Here is a 16,788-nt window from a genome sequence, read left to right on the forward strand (position 1 = left end):
AATGACTTACTCTGGCCCGTACTCTCCGCCCACGCTGCACGACCTCGCCGATCTCACCGGCGGTCACGTGGCCCCCCGGCATGCCCACGTCAGCGTGCACAGTGCTTCCATTTCTTCCCAGGACGTCGCCGCGGACGGACTGTTCTGCGCCGTGCCCGGGACCCGCACCCACGGGGCCACCTTCGCCAGTTCCTCCGGGGCCGCGGCAGTGCTCACGGATGCCCGTGGGGCGAAGCTGCTGGAGGAGCACGGTTGCGAGCTGCCGGTGCTCATCGTCGATGACGTGCGCAAGTGGATGGGCCCCGTGGCCGCCGAAGTCTATGGTCACCCCGCCAAGGGCCTCACGATCGTGGGGATTACGGGCACGAGCGGCAAGACAACCACCAGCTACCTGGTGGAGCGGGCCCTCATGAGCGAGCACCACGTCGGCATCATCGGCACAACTGGCACCCGAATCAACGGCCGTCCGGTAGAGACCAAACTGACTACCCCGGAAGCGCCGACGATGCAGGCACTACTGCGGCAGATGCGGGACGAATCCGTCACCCACGTCGTCATGGAGGTGTCCTCCCACGCCCTCCAACTCGGTCGGGTCCGCGGCATCCCCTTCGACGTCGTGGCCTTCACGAACCTCAGCCAAGATCACCTGGACTTCCACCCCACGATGGAGGACTACTTTCAAGCCAAGCGGACCTTGTTCGTGGACCCCGATGGCGCCTACGGGGCCAACTCCGCCCCCCGGTCGGCTGCTAAGCAGCAGGCGGTGATCTGCATCGAGGACGTGTGGGGCCAGCGCCTGGCCAGCGAAACCGAGGGCGCCGCCACCGTCAGCGCCACTCCCGGGCCGGGCGCGGCCACGTGGAACGTGGAGGCGGTCCAGGTATCCCAGTCCGGTCGGCAGAACATCACCCTCACCCACCGCGCCGGGGCGGACGGGGTGGGCGAAACCATCGACTACAGCATCGGCCTGGCCGGCAGCTTCAACGTCGCCAACAGCGTTATAGCCATCGCCTCCGCCACCGCTGCCGGGGTGGCCTCGCGCCGCGCGGCCGTTGCGCTCGCCGACGTGCAGGTACCCGGGCGGATGCAGGCCGTAGACGCCGGGCAGGACTTTCTGGCCGTCGTGGACTACGCCCACAAACCGGGCGCCGTCGCCGCAGTGCTGGGAACGCTCTCGGACTACCTGCCTAGCCCCACCGGGCGCATCGCTATCGTCCTGGGCGCCGGGGGAAATCGCGACCGGGACAAGCGCCCCAAGATGGGGCACTACGCAGCCGCTATGGCCGACGCAGTCTTCGTCACCGACGACAACCCCCGCGACGAGGACCCACAAACGATCCGCGCGGAAGTGCTCGCGGGCGCCCGTGAGGTAGCGCTCGGTCCTGGCGTCCAGAAGAAAGAAGAACAACACGGGCCAGCCAGCCACGTGGAAGAAATCGCCGACCGCGCCCGGGCCATCGCCGCGGCCGTGGCCTGGGCCCAGCCGGGCGACGCGATCGTCATTGCCGGGAAGGGCCACGAAAAGGGCCAAGAAATCCGCGGAGTGATGCACGAGTTTGACGATCTGGCACAGCTAACATCAGCACTGAACCAGCGCATGGCGCACAATTCGACGAACAACCAGGAGAAGCAGCCATGATCGAATTGACGGTCGGCGATATCGCAACAATTACCGGCGGTGGGCACCTCACCGGCGGCATTGACCCCGAAGCTACGGTCTCCGGCCCCGTGGAATTCGATTCGCGTCGCATCACCCCGGGCAGCATTTTCATGGCTCTTCCCGGAGCTCACGTGGATGGGCACGACTTCGCCGCCGATGCGCTCAAGAAGGGGGCCGCGCTGTTACTGCTGGCGAAAGACGTCAATCTGGCCGCGCTCATTGTGCCGCGCGCCGAGATGGCGGAGGACGCGGCAAACGCCACCGCCTTCGAGTTTGATTACGAGGGCCATGGGGCCTCAATTCTGGCTGCCGTGGATAAACTCGCCCGCTATAACACCGATGAATTGGTCCGCACTAACGGAATGCTCGTCGTGGGAGTGACCGGATCCGCTGGAAAAACCAGCTCGAAGGACCTCATTGGGGCGGTATTGCAGATGGTGGGGGAGACCATTGCGCCCCCCGGCAGCTTTAATAACGAAATCGGATTGCCCTATACCGCGCTGCGGGCCGTTCCCAGCACGAAGTTTCTTGTCGCGGAGATGTCCGCCCGCGGGCAGGGGCACATCCGGCACCTCACGGAAGTGGTACCGCCGCGCTTCGGCGTGGTACTCAACGTGGGCAGCGCCCACCTGGGGGAGTTCGGATCCCGGGAAGCTATCGCGCGGGCCAAGAGCGAGCTGATCCAGGCGCTACCAGCCGACGGCGTGGCCGTGCTCAACGCCGACGACGATAAGGTGCGCGCGATGGCCGAGCTCACCGACGCGAAGGTCGTGACGTTTTCCGCCGCAGCCGCCGATGGGGCTGACTACTACGCCACCGAAATCGTCCTGGACGAGGTGGCCCGCGCCTCCTTCACGCTGCACCACCCCGCGGGGGAACCCCAGCGCATCGAGCTGGGCGTGTTCGGCGCCCACCAGGTCTCCAACGCCTTGGCCGCGGCCGCCGTCGGGATCGAGGCGGGGGTCCCCCCGCAGCTCGTGGCCCAGGCCCTCGGGGAGCACGTGGCCGCCAGCGAAAACCGCATGGACGTGCGCCGGACCCGGGAGGGCGTGACCATCATCAACGATTCCTACAACGCCAACCCGGAGTCGATGCGCGCGGGCGTGGACGCCCTGGCGTACACTGCCACCGGCCGCGCCGACGCGCAAAGCTGGGCCGTGTTGGGCCAGATGAGCGAGCTGGGGGAGGACGCTGTTGCTGCGCACACCGACCTCGGAGCGCTGTTGGGGCGTCGGCGGATCGACAACGTTGTGGTTGTTGGGTCTGGGGTTAACCAACGGGCACTGGCGGCCTCGGCCCGGCAGGAAGGAGTGGAAACGCACATGGTGGAGGATATCGACGCCGCCGTGAACTTCCTGGACCAGAATTTGCGCCCCAATGATGTGGTGCTGATCAAAGCCTCCTATTCGGATGGGCTGTGGGGAATCGCCCGGGGTTTGCTGGACGATGGGCAGTAGTAGGGCGCACGGCACCCGCGCCCAAACCCGCGGGGTAGGTAGTAGAGGAATATCAAGGAGCTCGACGAACCAATGATGCAGATTATTATCGCCGGAGCGGTGGCCTTTATGGTCTCTGTATTCCTCACGCCGGTGTTGATCCGGAAGTTCTCCGCAGAGGGGTTGGGCCAGGAGATCCGGGAGGATGGGCCCAAGTCCCACCTGAAGAAGCGGGGCACTCCCACGATGGGCGGCATTGCGCTGTTGGCCGGGTTAGTCTGCGGTTACCTGGCCGCAGTCCTGTTCGGCTTGGCCACGACAGGGGCGGGGCCCGGAGTTTCCGGCCCCTTGGTGCTGGGGCTCACCCTGTGCCTGGGCTTGCTGGGCTTTTCAGACGACTACATCAAGTTGGTCAAGGGCCGGAATCTGGGCCTCAGCGCCAAGATGAAGCTGGTGGGCCAACTAGCGCTGGCGGTGGTCTTCGGCATTCTCATCTTGCAATTCCCCAATGACCAGGGCCTGACTCCCGCGACGACGCATCTGTCCTTTATCCGATCGCTGCCGACCTTCAACGTGGCGATCGGCGGCACGATCATTGGCTCTATCCTTTTCCTCATCTTCATCTACCTGGTGATTTCCGCGTGGTCGAATGCCGTGAACCTCACCGACGGGCTCGATGGGCTGGCCGCCGGAATCACGGCGATTGTCATGGGGGCCTACGTCCTCATCACATTCTGGCAGTTCCGCAATGCCTGCTCGACCGGCCCCGCACCCGGTTGTTATGCCGTTCGGGATCCACTGGATTTGGCCGTGCTCGCGTCTGCGGGCTTGGGGGCCTGTTTGGGCTTCCTGTGGTGGAATGCCGCGCCCGCGAAGATCTTCATGGGGGATACCGGTTCCCTGGCGCTCGGGGGTTTGGTGGCGGGCTTGTCCATCACTTCTCAGACGGAATTGCTCATGATTATTGTGGGGGCCGTCTTTGTGGCGGAGGCCGCGAGTGTGGTTATCCAGGTCGGGTCCTTCAAGGCCACGGGGAAGCGCGTTTTTCGGATGGCCCCGTTCCACCACCACTTTGAAAATGGGGGATGGGCTGAAACCACCGTTGTCATCCGCTTCTGGCTTATCGCGGCGTTGGCCGCTTGCACCGGGTTCGGGATCTTCTACGGCGAATGGCTAAGCGCTGCATCCCTGCAGTGATTTATGCTTTGCCCCCCAGCGCAGGAAAGATGGTGAATACCGTGGATAGCACCCCACAAACCCCCACTCTAGATACGCTCCGCCATGGCCGCATTATGGTGGCCGGAGCCGGAGTGGCCGGGCAGGGTGTCATTGCCATGTTGGGCGCGCTCCACCGGGCCGATGGTGCCCAGGGCAGCGTTGTCATTGTGGACGACGCCTCCCCGCGCGCACATCTCACCGTGTCCCAGGCCATCGAACTGTTCGCCGCGGACAGTGGTGGGCACGGCATCGCGCTGGTCATCACATCCCCGGGGTGGCGCCCGGACTCCCCGCTTTTTGCGGCCGCGGCAGCCGCAGGCGTGCCGATCATCGGAGACATTGAGGCGGCCTGGGTTGCGGATCGGGAGGGGGCATTTGGCCCGTCCAAGACGTGGCTGGCTGTGACCGGAACGAATGGGAAGACCACCACCACGGCCATGCTCAACCAGATGTGCCTGGCAGATGGCCGCAGTTGCGCGGCGGTGGGGAATATCGGCAAGCCCCCCGGAACGGCTCTGGCCGAGGATGCCCCGGAGCGCCGAATTGACGCGCTGGCCGCAGAAGTGTCCAGCTTCCAGTTGCACTGGGCGGAAAACTTCGCGCCGACGGCCGGGTGCGTGTTGAACCTCGCCGAGGATCACCTGGACTGGCACGGCAGCTTCGCCGGATACGCCGCCGACAAGATGGTCGCGCTCCGCGGGGAGCACGCTGTGCTGCCAGCGGACGAGGCAGAGGTGTTGGCCTTCGCGCTCCCTGGAGGCGGACCCGCCGAGTGGCTGGCGCCCAGGGTGCATGCGTTTAGCACCGCAGATCCCCGCGTGGTGCTGGAGGGGCCCGTGAGCCAGGAGATTTCGCTGGAATCCGTTGTGGGAGTGGCCGAAGGGCGGCTGACGGAGTGGCGGCGGTGGGAAGGACCCACGGGTACCGGAGGCACCGACGCGGAGGAAACACCGGAAGAGGGGGAGAGCCTCGCCGAGGCGGCCGGTGCCCAGTGGCTGTGCACGGATCTGGCCCCGGCCGCGGGCATTTCCCCGGCGGGTCCCGCAGGTCTAGCCGATGCTGCGGCTGCTGCCGCCCTGGCCCGCTGTATCGGGGTGGCGCCCGCCAGTATCGCCGAGGCTCTATCCACCTTCCGGGTGCAGGCCCACCGCGGGCAGGTTGTCGCCCGCATCCACGGCGTGGATTGGGTGGACAATTCGAAGGCCACGAACCCTCACGCTGCCCGTGCCGCCCTGGCGGGTCAACGCAACGTGGTGTGGGTTGCCGGGGGCCAACTGAAGGGAGCCAGTGTCGCCGAGCTCATCGCGGAAATCGGCCCGGCCCTGCGCGGGGCGGTCGCCTTAGGGGCTGACCGGGATGACATCTGCGCGGACCTCAACCGGTTGGCTCCGGACATCCCGGTGGTGCGGGTGAATGAGACGGATCCGCACCGGGCGATGGAAACCGTGGTGCGCGCCGCCCACGACATGTCCCGGGCGGGGGATAGGGTGATCCTAGCCCCGGCGGCGGCGTCCTTAGATATGTACACCGGTATGGGGCAGCGCGGCGACCTCTTCGCGCACTACGCCAACAACCTGGCCGCCAAGGACCTAGCCGCCGAGGATCGACCCCAATCGCAACCTCACCACAACGCCACTACCCCCACCCCCCGGCAGAAGGGCTGACCATGCGTGATACCTCCACCACCCGCACGGGCCTCGCCTCAGCTCGGCCGGGCGCCCGTGCGTCTGACCGAGCGAGTGCTCAGGAGACCGGCCGACGAATGAACCGGCCGGCAGAACGGTCCGGCAGCCGTAAGGCAGCGAGCGGTCGTCACGGCCATTCGGAGTGGGCCGACATCGCCGAGCGCCTGCGGACCCTCTTTACTGCCCCGCAAATGAACTACAAGGCCATCTTGCTCATCACGTTCCTCCTGGTGGGCCTGGGCCTGACGATGGTGCTCAGCTCCTCCATGGTGACCTCCCGCGCCGCCGAGGATTCCGTATGGGCGGAGTTCGCCAAGCAAGCCATGATTGTGGCAGTGGGTCTCGTGGGTTTCTGGGTGGCCTTACGGTTGAAACCGGGGCACATCGAGCGTTTGGCGCCCTGGCTGCTGGGATTGTCCGTCGTCCTGCTGCTCATCGTGCTCATTCCCGGTGTGGGCGTGGGTGCCGACGAGGTGGGCAGTAACTCCTGGCTGCGGTTCGGCTCGGTGGGTGTTCAACCCTCGGAGGTGGCGAAGCTCGCGCTCGCCGTGTGGGGTTCGTCCATCGTGTCGCGCCAAGTGCGCCGCAACCCCACGATCTTCGGGTCTTTCGGTGCCTTTGCCGCCGTAAGTGCCGTGATCCTCGGGTTGGTGCTGCTGCAAAAAGACCTGGGCATGATGCTCACTGTCGGCATCGTTCTGCTCGCCATCGTCTTCTTCGCCGGGGTGAGCTCGGTACTGCTCGCGAGCCTCGCGGGCATCTTCGCCGTGGTCGTGTCCATCGCCATCATGGCGCAGAGCTTCCGCTCCAATCGCATCACGACGTGGATGGATGCACTGTTCCTTCGGTTTAGCGATCAGAGCATCAAGGGCAGTTCGTATCAGTCCTATCAGGGGATGCTCTCCCTGTCCGATGGGGGACTCACCGGGGCTGGTCTGGGGCAATCCCGAGCCAAGTGGTTCTACCTGCCGGAGGCGAAGAATGACTTTATCTTCGCCATCGTCGGTGAGGAACTGGGGTGGATTGGCGCGGTCATCGTCATCGCCCTATTTGCGGCGCTAGCCCTCTTTGGCATCAAGTCTGCGCTGGCCCAGGCCGATCCCTTCTACAAGATGCTCGCCGCGACCCTCACCATCGGTGTGATCGTGCAGGCCTTCTACAACATGGGGTATGTCATGGGATTCCTCCCCGTGACCGGCATCCAGTTGCCCATGATCTCGGCCGGCGGAACCAGCGCGATCATCACCCTGTTCACGATGGGGCTGCTGGCCAACTGTGCCCGGCACGAACCCGCCACCATCTCCTCCATGCAGCACGAGGGGTTGCCGCTAATCGACCGGCTCATGCTCCTCCCGCTGCCCGAAACCCCGCGCAGCTCCGGCGAACGGCGCCGGGTGGAACGCCGCACGACCCCTCGCCGCTATGGGGCACCGGTGACCGGGCGGGCCGGGACCCCCGGCTTCCGGGGCCAGGACGTCCGCCGAGAACAAGAACGGCGGGCGGCGAGCACCCGACGGGTCTTGGGGGACGCATACCCGGGATCGGCACCGGAGGATCGATTGGACCGCACCGGCTCGGCCGGGCGCACCGCGGGCCGCACCCGGGCCTCCCGCTTTTCCGCCTCCGCCCCCCCGCGGGCCACTAGCTATGATGGTCGCCGCCGCACGCAACTGCCCCCACCACGCAGCGGGAGTTCCCGTGCAGACAGAACCCCGTCATCGGGGGGCCGTGACCAACCAACGCCGGGGCAGCAACGCCCCCCGAGGAGGCGAAACTACTAGTGACCAGCACATCCTCCACCCCGGGCTCAACCCACACCGAATCCGGGCCCTCCGTTGTAGTCGCCGGAGGCGGCACGGCCGGGCATATCGAACCGGCAATGGCCGTGGCAGAGGCGGTCAAGCGGTTGGCGCCCGAGGCCCGGGTGACTGCGCTGGGGACCACGAAGGGTCTGGAGAGCTCGCTCATCCCGGCCCGCGGTTTTGACCTCCGGCTTATTCCGCCGGTGCCCGTTCCCCGCAAAGCCAACCGAGACCTGCTCACCCTCCCGCTGCGTCTCAAGGCCGCCATCTCCGCGACCCGGGCGGCCCTGCGGGAGCTGCAGGCCGATGTGGTCATCGGCTTCGGCGGTTATGTTTCGGCGCCTGCCTACCTAGCCGCGCGCAGCCTAGGCATCCCCTTCTTCGTCCACGAGGCCAACGCCAGCGCAGGGATGTCCAACAAGCTGGGTGCCAAGCTGGGGGGCACGGCCCTGGCGGCGGTGGAGGGCTCTGGCCTGCCCGCCGAGACCGTGGGTATCCCCGTCAAGCAGGCGGTGCTGGATCTGGACCGGCAGGCGCTCCGGGCGCAGGCCAGGGAGCATTTCCACCTGTCCCCGGAGGAACCGGTGCTGCTGGTGACCGGCGGTTCGCAGGGGGCCCGCTCCCTCAATGACGCGGTGCTAGGAGCAGCGCAAACGCTCCACGACGCCCGCATTGGCGTGTTGCACGCCTATGGCAAGAAAAACTCCATCACCGCTCCGGTGTACCCGGACTCCCCGGCCTACGTGGCCCTGCCGTATATCGAGCGGATGGACCTGGCCTACGCCGCCGCGGACATGGTGTTGTGCCGCTCCGGCGCGATGACGGTTGCGGAGGTTTCCGCAGTGGGGCTGCCAGCGGTCTACGTTCCCCTCCCGCATGGCAACGGCGAACAGCGGCTCAATGCCCTCCCCGTGGTGGAGGCCGGGGGCGGAATGCTGGTCCGAGACGAGGACCTCAGCCCGCAGCGGGTGGCCCAGGAGGTCATCCCGGTGTTGCGGGATCCGGAGCGGCTAGGCGAACTGTCCAAGAAGGCCCGTCTGGCGGGTCACCGGTCGGCGGCAGACGATATCGCTCGGCGATTGCTCGCGGCCGCCCGGGCTCGCTGAGGCAACGCGGATAGAGGACATTCGAACAACGGCGTCTCCCCAGGGCGACACAACGGAAGCAACGCAAGACAGGGAAGTGAACAACATGTCGAGTCAGACCCCCAGCCCCAGCAATCCGGCCCCGGTCGAGGCGGATCTCACCCGCGTGCACATGGTGGGCATCGGTGGCGCTGGGATGTCTGGCATAGCGAGAATTCTCCTCGCTCGGGGCTATGCGGTGAGTGGCTCCGATATGAAGGATTCCCGCAGCATCCTCGCGCTGCGAGCTGCAGGGGCAGTCGTCGGGATTGGTCACGATGAGGCCAACCTGACCCTTGACGGCGAGCTGCCCACCGTGGTGGTGACGTCTTTCGCCGCCATTCCGCAGGACAATCCGGAGTTGGCCGCTGCCCGTCAGCGGGGGATTCCGGTGGTGCGGCGTTCCGATGTGCTGGCGATGCTGCTGCGGTCCAGGCGTTCCTTCTTGCTGGCGGGGACGCATGGGAAGACCTCCACGACGTCCATGGCCGTCGCTGCTCTGCAGCAGGCGGGGCAGGATCCCTCGTTCGCCATCGGGGGGCAGCTCAATCGCGCGGGCACGAACGCTCACCACGGCACCGGGGATATTTTCGTTGCCGAGGCCGATGAGTCCGACGGCTCCTTCCTCTCCTACGAGCCGGAGGTCGCCGTGGTGACCAACATCGAGCCCGATCACCTGGACTACTTCAGAACGGCCGAGGCCTATGTGGATGTCTTCCGGGCCTTTGCCGGGAGGGTGCAGTCCGGTGGGGCCCTCTTGTTGTGTCTTGAGGACGCCGGTTCCGCCGCGTTGGCCGAAGCCCTCGTCCGCGATGGCTTCCCCGGCCCCCAGGAGGGCAGGCGAGTTCTGGGTTACGGCAGCGTGGAGGCTGTGCGGGCGCACCCGGAGGTCCCCGTCATCGCCGCCGTTCAGGACATCTCGGTGACCCCTACGGGCACTTTGTCCCACGTCACCTTCTACGACCCCAGTGGGGCTACTAGGGGCGGCGATGTGGAGGCGGCGGTTGGCGAGGAGGCCGCAGGCACGAGGGCGTCCGGCGAAGCGGCGGCAGGTACGCACACGGTGGCGCTGGAAGTCCGCATCCCCGGGGATCACATGGTCCTCAATGCGGTGGCGGCCGTGGCGGGCAGCTACGTCCTCGGCGCAGACATCGAGCGCGCCGTGGCAGGCGTCAGCGCCTTCGATGGTGTCCGCCGACGCTTCGAATCGCATGGTTCCGTAGCCGGGGTAGAGGTGTACGACGACTACGCGCATCACCCCACGGAGGTGGAAGCGGTGCTCACCGCCGCGCGCCAGCGCCAGGGTGCCGGGGGAGGCGGGAGGGTGCTCGCCGTCTTCCAGCCCCACCTGTACTCCCGCACGATGACTTTCGCCGAGGAGTTCGCGCGCGCGCTCTCACTGGCGGACCAGGTCTTCCTGCTGGACATCTTCGGTGCCCGGGAGCAACCGGTGGAGGGGGTGGATTCGCGCATCATCGGGTTCAACCTCAACGTGCCCTGGGAGTTCGTGCCGGAGTTCGTTGCGCTACCGGGCCGCGTTGGGCAGCACGCCCGGCCCGGCGATTTGGTGCTGACTCTGGGGGCTGGGACTGTGACCATGCTCGCCGACGAGATCATTCGGGAGCTAGCGGAACGGGCGGCTGATCCGTCGGCCGGGGAAGAATCCGCAGGTGCCCCGTCGGCCGGGGAGGAATCCCCAGGTGCTGCGGCTGAGGCGCCGGAGGAGTCCACCCGATGAAGGAGAACGAACCCGCCGGTGCGCGGCCGAGCGGCCGCAGGGCCCCTCGTCGACGGATTCTGCTGCGAACGCTAGTAGGGCTGCTGGTCCTGGGGGTGCTCGCAGTTGCCGTCGCCTACTTCGTGCCGGTGCTTGGCGTTCGCGCCATCACCGTGGAAGGTGTCGCGCGCGCTGATGACGCCGCCATCACCCGGGCCAGCGGCATTCGCGAGGGCGACAACATGCTGCGGGTGGACACCACCGCCGCGGCTCGCAACGTCGCCGGACAGGCCTGGGTGGAGCGGGTGACGGTCGCCCGCCACTGGCCGCGGACCATTGCTGTGCAAGTCACCGAGCACGACCCAGCGGGGGTGCTCAAGCAGGGAAATCAAACCCAGTTGGTGGACACGAAGGGCAACATTTTCCTCTCCGGAGCGGCTGCCGAGGGCGTCCCGGAGTTCCGTAACATTCGCGCGGAGGACTCGGCGGCGCTGCACGCCGCCGCCACCGCGGTCGGGGCCCTGCCGCCAGAGGTACGCGCCCAGTTAGAAGCGGTGGAAGCTCCGGGTGAGTCCAGCGTGAAGCTGCTCATCAAGGGGGGCAAGACGGTGTTCTGGGGAACCGCTGAGCGAGCAGCGGAAAAGGCGGAGGCCACTCGTATCGTCTTGACCCGGGAGGGCACGGCGTGGAATGTCTCCAATCCGGCTATGCCCACGGTTCGCTAAAACGCCCGAAACCTCAAGCTGACGTTTAAACCTACGACACGCCACGAAAAAATGTGCGCCAATCACACGGGTGAAACCCGCAAAATTGGGAACCGAACACGAAAACGGCACCATCCCCTTGCGCAGGCTGGGGGTAGCTGCACTCGCAGCTGATTGCGCTACCAGCGCTACCGCGTATGAGCAGCGCAAATGGCCCGGGGATCAAAAGAACACGTACTACCCACACAGGAAGGCGGTCGGCCCATATGACCACTCCAGGAAACCACCTCGCGGAAATCAAGGTGGTTGGCGTTGGTGGCGGCGGTGTCAACGCCGTCAACCGGATGATCGACGCCAAACTTCAGGGCGTTGAATTCATCGCCATCAACACTGATGCACAGGCCCTTATGCTGACCGATGCAGATGTGAAGCTGGATATCGGCCGGGAAGAGACCCGCGGCCTCGGTGCCGGGGCCAACCCCGAGGTGGGCCGGAAGTCCGCCGAGGATCACAAGGACCAGATCGAGGAGATCCTCGCGGGTGCGGACATGGTCTTCGTCACCGCCGGGGAGGGCGGCGGCACGGGCACCGGCGCGGCTCCGGTCGTGGCAAACATCGCCAAGAAGCAGAATGCCCTGACCGTGGGTGTGGTCACCCGGCCCTTCACGTTCGAGGGCCCCCGCCGCTCCAAGCAGGCCCTCGCCGGCATCGAGGCCCTTCGGGAGGTTTGCGACACCCTCATCGTGATCCCCAACGATTCCCTGTTGAAGATCGGTGACGAGCAGCTCTCCATGATGGACGCCTTCCGCAAGGCCGATGAGGTGCTGCTCTCCGGTGTGGAAGGCATCACCCGCTTGATCACCACCCCTGGTGTGATCAACGTCGACTTTGCCGACGTTCGTTCCGTGATGACGGACGCCGGCAGTGCCCTTATGGGCATCGGCACAGCCCGGGGGGAATCCCGTGCGGTGAAGGCGACCGAAGCGGCGATCAACTCGCCCCTCCTGGAGTCCACGATGCAGGGGGCCAAGGGAGTGCTGCTGTCCTTCGCCGGTGGCTCCGACCTGGGGCTCATGGAGGTCAGCGAGGCCGCCTCGCTGGTGGAGAACCTCGCCGACGAAGAGGCCAACATCATCTTCGGCACCACGATCGACGACCAGCTCGGCGATGAAATCCGCGTCACCGTCATCGCGGCGGGCTTCGACGACTCCCCCTCGGCCTCCTCCACCTCCCAGCGAGGTGGGGCCAGCGCAGGGCAGGCCAGCTCGGAAGGGACCCAGTCCCACTCCGCCGGGTCCAGCATCTTCGGTTCGGATGCGGCCCCGGCAGCCCGCCCCGCCAGCCAGGAGCCAGAGTCGGCCCCGGCAACGAGCTTCGCGCAGCGCACCCGCGGGGAGATGCCGCAGAGCCACCCGCAGCCCGGTGGTCTGTTCACCACCCGGGATAACGACTCCCAGCTGGGGTACCCGGGGGCTAGCCAGTCCGGCCAGTCTGGTCAGGGCCGTCACGCTGTCGACGACGATGAAGACGATCTGGATCTGCCGAGCTTCCTCTGAGAAGCTGCCCGTCCTAAGGAAGCGAGTCCGTGACTACCTCCTCACCCACCGCTGTTCGCAAGGCCTTTAGCAACCGCTTCGGTGGGGCCTCTGCCGGGCCCTATGAGTCCTTCAACTTGGGCTCCCATGTGGGGGATGACCCCGCCGCGGTGCGGGCCAACCGGTCCCGTCTCGCCGCCGTGCTGGGGGTGGACACCCTGGTGTTCATGGAGCAGATTCACTCGCCGACGGTCACGGAGGTGACGGCACAGCACCTGCGAGACCGGCGGCCCCTGGGGGACTCGGCGGAGGGAGTGAGCGAGGTTCTCGTCGAGACCACGGATGCGCTGATCGCCACGGTGCCGGACATCGCCCTGGTGGTGCTCACCGCCGACTGTGTGCCCCTGTTGCTCTCCGATGACTCCGCAGGCGTGATCGCCGCCGTCCACGCAGGGCGAATGGGCGCACGCAATGGCATCGTCGCGCGCACCGTTGCCCGGATGGTGGAGCTAGGCGCTGCAGAAGCAAACATCCACGCGCTAATGGGTCCGGCAGCCAGCGGAGACCATTACGAGGTGCCGGAGGCCATGGCCGCCGATGTGGAGGCCAAGCTTCCGGGCTCACGGACCCGCACCACCCGAGGCACGCCGGGGCTGGACATCCGTTCGGGGATTGCCCGACAGCTATCCAGCCTGGGCGTGCGCACCGTCGACATAGACCCGCGATGCACCATTGCGGATCACGATTACTTCTCCTACCGCCGGGATGGAACCACGGGCCGCCAGGCCGGGGTGGTGTGGCTGGACTCCCGCGGAGCGCAGTCCGGGGGCGGACATTCCCGAGGCGCGCAGTGATGGCCGGTCCTCATGAATCTGCGGGCTCGCCATCGTCGCGCGATGACGTAGATGCGAGCGCTACACACATCGAGCAGGCCCGCCGCGAGCAGCTAGCCGAGCGCCTCGCCGCGGTGCACGAACGGATCGCCGCGGCCGGGGGTGCAGACCTGCTGCCGGTGACGAAGTTCCATCCGGCGCGGGACTTGCGCCTGCTCGCGGGTCTTGGCGTTCACACTGTAGGGGAGAACCGGGAGCAGGAAGCCCGCAGCAAGCATGAGGAGCTGGGCGGGCACCCCGCCATCGCCATGATCGGCCAGATCCAAACGAAGAAGGCCAACAGCGTCGCCCGCTGGGCCAGCGCCGTGCACACCGCCGATAGCGAAAAGCTCATCCGGGCACTGTCCAGGGGAACGGGGCTGGCCCTGGAGCGCGGGGATCGCAGCACGGAATTGGAGGTGCTCATCCAATTCAGTGCCGACGGTGATCCGCACCGCGGTGGGGCGGTGGCTGGGGATATCCAAGCGCTGGCGGACGCCATCAGCGGCGCGCCCCACCTACGTCTGCGCGGCCTCATGACAGTGCCGCCGCTGGGTTGGGATGCCCGGGAAGTATTCACCCGCGGACGCCAGTTGCTGGAGAGCATCGCGGACCGGATAGAGGGCAGCCCCGTATACTCAGCGGGGATGAGTGGCGACCTAGAGCTGGCCATAGCGGAGGGGGCCACTGTAGTGCGTGTCGGAACAGACATCCTAGGACCCCGGCCCAGTACGTTAGACATCTAAGACGAACCAGCAACGCACATCGGCGCGGCGGCGTCAGCGGAAAGGTAAGCGAAGAACATGGCTGAAGGTTTCGGCGGGAAGATCAAGGATTTCTTTGGTCTGAGCGACGTTGACTCCTACGAGGAGGCTTACGATCGCGAGCGCTTCGCAGAGGAGCGGGACCCTCGGGATGCCCGAGATGGGGCAGCCCGGCGGGTCCACCGGGGCTACACGGATTACCGCGCCGAGCACGAGGATCACGGCCTGGGGCGCGGCGGCCGCGAATCGCGGGACGAGCACGTTGCCGAGGACCGTTATGCGCGCCGCGGGGAATACCGCGAGTATGGGGATGCCGGTTCCCGCCGGAGCAGCTACGAGGCACCGGCCCCGCACGCGGAGAGCCGGGCAGTTCCGCACACCCCCCAGGTGGTGCGCCTCGTGTTGAGCTCCTACCGGCAGGCGGGGGAGATTGCCGAGGCCATCCGCGGAGGAGATGTTGTGGTCTTCAGCCTCAGCGGGATGGAAAAGGCGGAAGCCTCCCGGGTGCTCGACTTCTCGGCGGGCCTGGCGCGGGGCGTGGACGCCGACCTGAAGAAGCTGCGCGGAGTGCGGAACTTCGTGCTCATCCCCGCTGGCCTGACTTTGGAGCAGAGCCAGTTGGATCAATTGGTGGAGGATAACTAGCCCAGTGGTTCAAGTTGGTCTAGGCCTGGTCCTGCTCATCCGAGTCTTCATCTACATTCTGGTGCTGCGCATTGTGGTGGAGATGATTCAGTCCTTCTCCCGGAATTGGCGGCCACCGCGGTGGTTCTCGATCGCTGCAGAGCCGATCTTTGTGGTCACAGATCCCCCGGTGAAGGGATTGCGGCGCATTATTCCCCCTTTGAACCTGGGCGGGGTTAGCCTGGATCTCTCCATTCTGGTTCTATTCTTCGGGCTACAGATTCTTTCGACGGTCATCGCCTCGACCATGATCCGGTGACTTTCTGACCAACCGGGTTTCCGCCCAGAGTCCCCCCGGGGGGATTCACGGCGAAAAATCTGCGTAAGATTGCCGAAAATTTTCGAAAAAGTTGCGCGTCCTCACCGTCAAGTTGAGCCTAAGCCCCCGCGCGCTGGTATGCTCGGTGCAGTTTGACATTAAAGTGACTGTTGTCAACACCTAAGAAACAAGCGCCCCTCGGGAGCTTCCGCTACGGCCAGAAGCTCGCACAGGCCACTCGAAAGGGAAGGGAAGTACCGATGCCCCTTACACCAGCTGACGTACACAACGTAGCTTTCAGCAAGCCACCGATTGGCAAGCGCGGGTACAACGAGGACGAGGTAGACCAGTTCCTCGATCTGGTCGAGGACACCCTCGCCGAACTGCAAGACGAGAATGCCGATCTGAAGCTACGCGTAGAGGAACTCAGCTCAGGTGCTTCCTCCGCTCCCGCCGCAGCCGCCGCCCCTGCACAACCGAAGGTGGACGAGGCACAACTGCGCCGAGAGATCCGGGCACAGGTCGAATCCGAGGTTCGCGCCGAGGTGGAGAAGTCCGCCGCAGCGCGCAGCGAGCAGAACCAGCAGTCCAACACCAAGCTCATTTCCCAGTACGAGTCCAAGGTGCGCGAGGCCGAGGATCGTGTGCGGGCTGCGGAAGAGCGGGCTCGCAAGGCCGAGGCCGAGGCAGCGGAGGCCCGCAAGGCCGCCCAGTCCAGCGCGGCTTCTGCGGATTCCCAGCAGCGTTCCGCCGCCGCCTCCGCCCCCACGGAGGGCGCGGCCACGGCCGATACCCACATGCAGGCCGCTCGCGTGCTGTCCCTGGCCCAGGAGATGGCCGACCGGCTTACATCCGATGCCAAGGCAGAGTCCTCCTCCATGCTCGCCGACGCACGCGCCGAGGCTAAGCGAACGGTGGACGAGGCCAATTCCACGTCCCAGAACCAGCTCAATGAGGCCCGGACTCGCTCCGAGTCCATGCTGGCGGATGCCAAGCAGAAGTCCGATTCCCAGCTCGCCGACGCCAAGCAGCGTTCGGAGACCATGATTTCGGACGCCACCGCCCAGTCGCAGGCCCAGATCCGCCAGGCCCAGGAGCGCGCCAACGCCCTGCAGCAGGATGCCGAGCGCAAGCACTCCGAGATCATGGCGACGGTGAAAAAGCAGCAGACCGCCCTGGAAGCCCGCATCGAGGAGCTGCGCACCTACGAGCGCGAGTACCGCACCCGCTTGAAGACGTTCCTGGAATCCCAGTTGGAGGAACTCAACAGCCGCGGGACCGCCGCGCCCACCGGGTCCATCGGATCCGAGGGCGGGCGCAACTAGCCG

14 protein-coding genes are annotated in these 16,788 nt (G+C 66.2%); all 14 read left to right on the forward strand.

Going from position 1 to position 16,788, the window contains the following annotated elements; genetic code table 11:
* The first annotated feature begins 1 nt into the window (after position 1).
* Positions 2-1,639 carry a UDP-N-acetylmuramoyl-L-alanyl-D-glutamate--2,6-diaminopimelate ligase gene (locus tag CHEID_RS03990; RefSeq protein WP_112769451.1) on the forward strand — a complete coding sequence of 546 codons (1,638 nt, stop codon included), beginning with the start codon at positions 2-4 and terminating at the stop codon, positions 1,637-1,639.
* Positions 1,636-3,117 carry a UDP-N-acetylmuramoyl-tripeptide--D-alanyl-D-alanine ligase gene (locus CHEID_RS03995; protein WP_112769450.1) on the forward strand — a complete coding sequence of 494 codons (1,482 nt, stop codon included), beginning with the start codon at positions 1,636-1,638 and terminating at the stop codon, positions 3,115-3,117. The genes CHEID_RS03990 and CHEID_RS03995 overlap by 4 nt, the downstream gene beginning before the upstream one ends.
* 72 nt (positions 3,118-3,189) lie before the next feature.
* On the forward strand, positions 3,190-4,293 hold the full coding sequence (gene mraY / locus CHEID_RS04000; protein ID WP_112769449.1) for a phospho-N-acetylmuramoyl-pentapeptide-transferase: 1,104 nt from the start codon (positions 3,190-3,192) through the stop codon (positions 4,291-4,293).
* A gap of 29 nt (positions 4,294-4,322) precedes the next feature.
* The gene (locus CHEID_RS04005; protein ID WP_112769448.1) at positions 4,323-5,978 is read left to right on the forward strand and encodes a Mur ligase family protein; all 1,656 of its coding nucleotides are present in this window, start codon (positions 4,323-4,325) and stop codon (positions 5,976-5,978) included.
* Positions 5,979-5,980: 2 nt separating this feature from the next.
* Positions 5,981-7,780 (forward strand): FtsW/RodA/SpoVE family cell cycle protein, encoded by a 1,800-nt coding sequence (locus tag CHEID_RS04010; protein ID WP_273661318.1) that lies wholly within the window; start codon positions 5,981-5,983, stop codon positions 7,778-7,780.
* The gene (murG, locus tag CHEID_RS04015; protein ID WP_273661319.1) at positions 7,780-8,907 is read left to right on the forward strand and encodes an undecaprenyldiphospho-muramoylpentapeptide beta-N-acetylglucosaminyltransferase; all 1,128 of its coding nucleotides are present in this window, start codon (positions 7,780-7,782) and stop codon (positions 8,905-8,907) included. The genes CHEID_RS04010 and murG overlap by 1 nt, the downstream gene beginning before the upstream one ends.
* Positions 8,908-8,992: 85 nt before the next feature.
* Entirely contained in the window at positions 8,993-10,663 is a 1,671-nt protein-coding gene (locus tag CHEID_RS04020) for a UDP-N-acetylmuramate--L-alanine ligase (protein WP_112769453.1), read from the forward strand.
* Positions 10,660-11,367: a cell division protein FtsQ/DivIB gene (locus tag CHEID_RS04025; protein ID WP_112769445.1), complete on the forward strand. Its 708-nt coding sequence runs from the start codon at positions 10,660-10,662 to the stop codon at positions 11,365-11,367. Before CHEID_RS04020 ends, CHEID_RS04025 begins: the two co-directional genes overlap by 4 nt.
* 245 nt (positions 11,368-11,612) lie before the next feature.
* Entirely contained in the window at positions 11,613-12,902 is a 1,290-nt protein-coding gene (ftsZ, locus tag CHEID_RS04030; protein WP_113630555.1) for a cell division protein FtsZ, read from the forward strand.
* A gap of 29 nt (positions 12,903-12,931) precedes the next feature.
* Positions 12,932-13,735 carry a peptidoglycan editing factor PgeF gene (gene pgeF / locus CHEID_RS04035; RefSeq protein ID WP_112769443.1) on the forward strand — a complete coding sequence of 268 codons (804 nt, stop codon included), beginning with the start codon at positions 12,932-12,934 and terminating at the stop codon, positions 13,733-13,735.
* A complete protein-coding gene (locus CHEID_RS04040; RefSeq protein ID WP_112769442.1) occupies positions 13,735-14,499 on the forward strand; it encodes a YggS family pyridoxal phosphate enzyme in 765 nt (254 codons plus the stop codon). Before pgeF ends, CHEID_RS04040 begins: the two co-directional genes overlap by 1 nt.
* 57 nt (positions 14,500-14,556) lie before the next feature.
* Complete coding sequence (locus CHEID_RS04045; protein ID WP_112769441.1) at positions 14,557-15,162, forward strand: cell division protein SepF; 606 nt, start codon at positions 14,557-14,559, stop codon at positions 15,160-15,162.
* 4 nt (positions 15,163-15,166) lie between these two features.
* A complete protein-coding gene (locus CHEID_RS04050) occupies positions 15,167-15,460 on the forward strand; it encodes a YggT family protein (protein ID WP_112769440.1) in 294 nt (97 codons plus the stop codon).
* A gap of 260 nt (positions 15,461-15,720) precedes the next feature.
* Positions 15,721-16,785, forward strand: coding sequence for a DivIVA domain-containing protein (locus CHEID_RS04055; RefSeq protein ID WP_112769439.1), 1,065 nt, complete (start codon positions 15,721-15,723; stop codon positions 16,783-16,785).
* The last annotated feature ends 3 nt before the right edge of the window (positions 16,786-16,788 follow it).

This window comes from Corynebacterium heidelbergense (assembly GCF_028609845.1).
GTDB classification, from domain to species: domain Bacteria; phylum Actinomycetota; class Actinomycetes; order Mycobacteriales; family Mycobacteriaceae; genus Corynebacterium; species Corynebacterium heidelbergense.

What these genes read in the sequence shown, in the direction of transcription:
- ftsZ (WP_113630555.1), top strand. Translation starts at nt 11,613, where the DNA reads ATGACCACTCCAGGAAACCACCTCGCGGAAATCAAGGTGGTTGGCGTT.
- CHEID_RS04020 (WP_112769453.1), top strand. Translation starts at nt 8,993, where the DNA reads ATGTCGAGTCAGACCCCCAGCCCCAGCAATCCGGCCCCGGTCGAGGCG.
- CHEID_RS04005 (WP_112769448.1), top strand. Translation starts at nt 4,323, where the DNA reads ATGGTGAATACCGTGGATAGCACCCCACAAACCCCCACTCTAGATACG.
- CHEID_RS04055 (WP_112769439.1), top strand. Translation starts at nt 15,721, where the DNA reads ATGCCCCTTACACCAGCTGACGTACACAACGTAGCTTTCAGCAAGCCA.
- CHEID_RS04045 (WP_112769441.1), top strand. Translation starts at nt 14,557, where the DNA reads ATGGCTGAAGGTTTCGGCGGGAAGATCAAGGATTTCTTTGGTCTGAGC.
- CHEID_RS03990 (WP_112769451.1), top strand. Translation starts at nt 2, where the DNA reads ATGACTTACTCTGGCCCGTACTCTCCGCCCACGCTGCACGACCTCGCC.
- CHEID_RS04025 (WP_112769445.1), top strand. Translation starts at nt 10,660, where the DNA reads ATGAAGGAGAACGAACCCGCCGGTGCGCGGCCGAGCGGCCGCAGGGCC.
- mraY (WP_112769449.1), top strand. Translation starts at nt 3,190, where the DNA reads ATGATGCAGATTATTATCGCCGGAGCGGTGGCCTTTATGGTCTCTGTA.
- CHEID_RS03995 (WP_112769450.1), top strand. Translation starts at nt 1,636, where the DNA reads ATGATCGAATTGACGGTCGGCGATATCGCAACAATTACCGGCGGTGGG.
- CHEID_RS04040 (WP_112769442.1), top strand. Translation starts at nt 13,735, where the DNA reads ATGGCCGGTCCTCATGAATCTGCGGGCTCGCCATCGTCGCGCGATGAC.
- CHEID_RS04010 (WP_273661318.1), top strand. Translation starts at nt 5,981, where the DNA reads ATGCGTGATACCTCCACCACCCGCACGGGCCTCGCCTCAGCTCGGCCG.